Source organism: Pseudoalteromonas shioyasakiensis, assembly GCF_022398475.1.
Classification (GTDB): Bacteria; Pseudomonadota; Gammaproteobacteria; order Enterobacterales; family Alteromonadaceae; genus Pseudoalteromonas.
Window position 1 is genome coordinate 1 of sequence record NZ_JAKEVM010000214.1, and the last position, 4,425, is coordinate 4,425.

4 protein-coding genes are annotated in these 4,425 nt (G+C 42.2%); 2 read left to right on the forward strand and 2 right to left on the reverse strand.

What is annotated here, in order from left to right; genetic code table 11:
• The first annotated feature begins 99 nt into the window (after positions 1 to 99).
• The gene (locus L1D51_RS20550) at positions 100 to 900 is read left to right on the forward strand and encodes a YggN family protein (RefSeq protein ID WP_054563710.1); all 801 of its coding nucleotides are present in this window, start codon (positions 100 to 102) and stop codon (positions 898 to 900) included.
• 66 nt (positions 901 to 966) lie between these two features.
• On the opposite strand, the gene L1D51_RS20555 is transcribed toward L1D51_RS20550, so the two are convergent.
• Positions 967 to 2,409, reverse strand: a complete 1,443-nt coding sequence (locus tag L1D51_RS20555; protein WP_239964694.1) for an aminotransferase-like domain-containing protein — start codon at positions 2,407 to 2,409, stop codon at positions 967 to 969.
• Positions 2,410 to 2,510: 101 nt separating this feature from the next.
• On the opposite strand from L1D51_RS20555, the gene L1D51_RS20560 reads away from it, so the two are divergent.
• Positions 2,511 to 3,440 carry a DMT family transporter gene (locus tag L1D51_RS20560; protein ID WP_054563712.1) on the forward strand — a complete coding sequence of 310 codons (930 nt, stop codon included), beginning with the start codon at positions 2,511 to 2,513 and terminating at the stop codon, positions 3,438 to 3,440.
• 53 nt (positions 3,441 to 3,493) lie between these two features.
• Here the strand turns inward: L1D51_RS20560 and L1D51_RS20565 are convergent, their stop codons facing one another.
• Positions 3,494 to 4,342 carry a diacylglycerol/lipid kinase family protein gene (locus L1D51_RS20565; protein ID WP_239964696.1) on the reverse strand — a complete coding sequence of 283 codons (849 nt, stop codon included), beginning with the start codon at positions 4,340 to 4,342 and terminating at the stop codon, positions 3,494 to 3,496.
• Between the last annotated feature and the right edge of the window lie 83 nt (positions 4,343 to 4,425).

The window sequence follows — 4,425 nt, forward strand, 5'->3', positions numbered from 1 at the left end:
ACCATAAAAACACAACAAGACATTGAATTAATTGAATTTATAAATTTTGGCATTCAATTTGATTATGTATTTGTGTCATTTCAAACAGGAAAGAAAAAAATGAAAAAGTTATTGTTAGTAAGTTCTTTATTTATCGCTACCGGCGCAATGGCTCATAACGATAATGATACAAATATTTCATTCAGCGGTGAGCAGTGTGATGTTGAATTTATAAATGATGTACGCATTACACCAAGCGAGTTAGAAGTATACACAGCCGATAATCGCACTATGAAAATCATCGATCAACACACTTTATATATCGATGGTCAAAGCGTGTCGCTTGATGCTTCACAACAGCAAGCAATTGCAGATTACTCAGACAGCTTACGCAGCCAACTTCCTGAAGTAGCAAATATCGCACTTGATGGTGTAAAAATAGCTGGTGTAGCCATCGAAGAAGTCTCAAATGCTTTCAATATTGATGGCCTAAGCGACATTTCAGAATTAATGGACGATATCAGCGTAGAAGTACAAAACGCTTTCTATCAGCAAGGTGCGTTCACCATGGGTCAGCAAAATTTCGAAAAATTTGGCCAAAACTTTGAAGACCAATTCGATGAGCAAATCGAATCGGCTGTCGAGTCAGCCATGATGCAATCGATGGGCAGTATTTTAGTGGCGCTAGGCTCTGAACTTTTAGGTTCAGGTGGCGACATGGATGAGTTTGAGCAACGTATGGAAAACATGGGCGCACAAATCGAAGCGCGTGTAGAAACACAGGCAGCTCAACTTGAAGAGCGTGCAGATGCATTATGCGGCAGCTTTGCTGATATCGCTCATAAAGAGCAAGAGCTAGTGGTTCTAGTACCAGAGCTAAAAGAGTATCAACTATTTACTTTCAAACAGAATGCAGAGTAATTGACTAATTAACATCCCTGAACCAAAACACTTGGTCCTTTCGCGCAGAGCTTGCTCTGCGCTTTTTTATTTTTTGGCCAGCACAGTCAGTTGCGATAACGTTTTAATCGCCTGCTCTAAGTTTTCAGACCAAGGCAAGCCATAACTTAAACGAAAACAGCTACGGTATTTTTTACCCGCTGAGAATATCAACCCAGGAGTAATACTGATCCCCGCCTCAAGTGCCAAATGGAATAACTTTACCGCATCATATTGGCTACCAAGGTCAACCCAGATAACACAGCCCCCTTGCGGGTTACTTATACGCGCACAACTTGGCATATATTGCTGCAGGCACCAAATCATACGCTCTTTGTTGGTACTTAAGCGCTGTCTAAGCAAACGAATGTTACGGTCGTACTCACCGCTAGCTATAAACTCATACAAGGTCCACTGGTTTATAAGTGGCGCAGAGCAACTAAGCGCGCGTTTGTGTCGCCTTGCTTGTTCTGCAAACTTACCGGCAATGATCCAACCAATGCGGTAACTAGGTGCGGCTGTTTTTGAAAACGACGCGCAGGTGATCACTAAGCCCTTTTTTGAATAAGCTTGTGCAGGAGTGGCGCGCTTAGCTGTAAAATGTAAGTCGCCATAAACATCATCCTCAATAAGCACCACGTCACGCTGCTCTAAAAGTGCCACTAATTGCTCACGCTTGGCATCAGGCATAAAACTGCCAACAGGATTATTTAATGAGGTTGAAAACACACAGGCTTTTATATCATGCTCATCGAGTGCTTGAGCCAAATCATCTAGCCATATTCCTTCATCGGGGCACAGCGGTATTTCCAGCGCCTTTAAGCCTAAGCTTTCAATTAATTCGATAATGCCAAAATAACAAGGCGACTCGATAGCAATAACATCACCGGGTTTAGCGACACACTTAAGGGCAATCGCCAACGCTTCTTGAGCACCATTGGTGATCACTAATTCATCGCTATCAACCCCAATGCCAAAATCCAGATAGCGATGAATGAGTTGTTTTTTAAGTGGTGCAAAGCCATCCATCGGGCCGTAATTAATTGCCGATGCGCCCGCTAATGTCATTACTCGGCGCATTGTTCGTGCCAGTGCTTTATCTGTCGGTGCAGCGGCTACAGGGTTGGCGATACCAAATGGCACCACATTAGCCTTATGGATGGCACCATAAACTTGCTCTATTAAGCCTTGCTTATTGACTGTGGTAGGTTCTCGACTGAGCCTAACTCGCTTTGGTCGTGACTGATTTAACTGTGAAGACTTTAAAAAGTACCCTGACTTTTCTCTTGCTTCAATCAATCCTTGCCCTTCAAGTAATTGATACGCCTGTTTTACAGTAGGAATACTAATATTGAGCTTGTCTGCCATTTTTCTGAGCGAAGGTAACTTTTCACCCGGTAATAACGAGCCTTGCAAGCAAAGATCTCTAACTAGCTGAATAACTTGTTGATATAAGAACTCACTGTTACTACGACTGATAACTTGTGACATAGCCCACCAAACTGTATAGGTTGCATTTCTAGTTTTCTGTATATGTTAAGTATACAGAAGAGGATTAAAATGAACATACTTTCAATTTTTGGGTACTAACTATGAAAAGCGCCGCTCTCTACCTTGCTACAGTACTGATCTGGGGATCGACTTGGCTAGCTATTGAGTTTCAACTAGGTGATGTCGCTGTTGAGGTCTCTTTATTTTACCGCTTTGCCATTGCAGCTATTTTAATGTGGGCCTTTGTGCTCATGAAAAAGCTACCTATGCATTATTCACTGCGTGATCACGGATTTTTTGCTTTATTAGCCTTATTTAACTTTGGTTTAAATTATTTAGTGCTGTATTGGGCGCAGAACTATCTCACCTCAGCAATGGCCTCAATAGCGTTTTCGATGTTGCTATTGATGAACATTATTAACACCCGCTTGTTCTTCGCAAAGCCAATTGCGAAACGAATTTACTTTGGCGCTCTACTCGGCGTAATGGGTATTGCCAGCTTATTTTGGCCACAAATTCAGCAATTCGACTTGAGTAATGGTGCGTTGGTCGGGTTACTACTTGCGCTATCTGGAACCTTTGTGGCTTCATTGGGAAATATGGTCAGCGTTCGAAACTCTCAGCGTAATATTGGCGTACTTCAAGGCAATGCCTGGGGTATGTTATACAGCGCTTTAGGTCTAGCTGCTTATGTTTTAGTAAGCGACGTTGAGCTCACGTTGAACGCCCCAAGTAGCTATTGGGTATCGCTTTTCTACTTAGCAGTGTTTGGCACCGTAATCGCATTTGCTTGTTACTTCGCGCTACTTAAAAACATCGGCCCTGAGCGCGCAAGCTATGTGATCGTGTTATTCCCACTGGTTGCAGTGGTGTTAAGTACTTTATTTGAAGGATTTGAATGGCAAGCGAATACCTTTATGGGATTTAGCTTGGTGTTATTCGGTAATGCTATCGTGCTGACTCCTACTCGACAAATTAAAGCATTTTTTGCTGCACGTAACCTACAGCAAAAAAGCTCCGTCCCCAGTTAGAAGTGACTATGTCGCCTCTAACAACAAGCGCCGGCAAATTTGCCGGTGCTTTTTTATGGCATATGAAAACGAAGTGCTTGTTTGTGAATCTTAACTTTAGCCGGAGTAAAACCAACAAGCTCACCATCGGCTTCTATAGCCAACCCTTTCGTGGTGACCTCTGCAGTTGTTAACTGGGTATATTCTAGCGCTTGCAAACCATGATGCTTTACGAGCAGTAAATACAAAAAGCTGATCAGGTTTTTCAACAAACCGCCAGCAGGCATGCAGTAGCAATCAAGCTGACCATCATTTAACTTTGCCCGAGGGGCAATCTTTAAGCCACCACCAAAGTAATAATGATTAGCAAAAATCGTCGCTAAATTACTGTAGCTGAGTGCTTTACCATTAAACTCACCCTGAAGTGACTGTGCCTTAAATGAAAATAGCTGCTTGATGCCCTGCCAAGTGTAGCCAAACGAGCTAAAACTTCCGGCTTTATTTAGTTGAGTCACGACTTCAGCGTCAAAACCTATTCCCGCCACATTAATAAAATAGCGCTGATTGATTTGTCCAACATCGATTAACTCTGTACGGCTATTAAAAACAGCGTCATACCAAGCTTGTTGTTTACACGCAAAGCCACGAGCAAAATCATTTCCTGTGCCTGCCGGAATTAACGCGATAGCACAGCGACTCGACATTAATGCATTAACAGCTAAATGCAGCGTCCCATCACCACCAATCACCACAACTTGAGTTTGGTTTTTAGCCAAAAGCGCTATATCAGCGCAATCATTCTCAAACTTGCCTGTGGTTAAATACAATTCAGGCTCAATCTGTCTTTTTTTACATTCTTTTAGTAGCCAATCAACACTGTTTTTATGATTTTTTTTGTCACTTGGCTTTATTATTATCAACATCAACGGTTACTTCTTTTCTTGCACGGCAAAAACACCACACTCGTTCAAATTATATTAATCTGAATAAATAGTCACTTTCTCAC

Coding starts and splice junctions, on each gene's coding strand:
- L1D51_RS20560 (WP_054563712.1), top strand. CDS start 2,511: ATGAAAAGCGCCGCTCTCTACCTTGCTACAGTACTGATCTGGGGATCG.
- L1D51_RS20550 (WP_054563710.1), top strand. CDS start 100: ATGAAAAAGTTATTGTTAGTAAGTTCTTTATTTATCGCTACCGGCGCA.
- L1D51_RS20555 (WP_239964694.1), bottom strand. CDS start 2,409: ATGTCACAAGTTATCAGTCGTAGTAACAGTGAGTTCTTATATCAACAA.
- L1D51_RS20565 (WP_239964696.1), bottom strand. CDS start 4,342: ATGTTGATAATAATAAAGCCAAGTGACAAAAAAAATCATAAAAACAGT.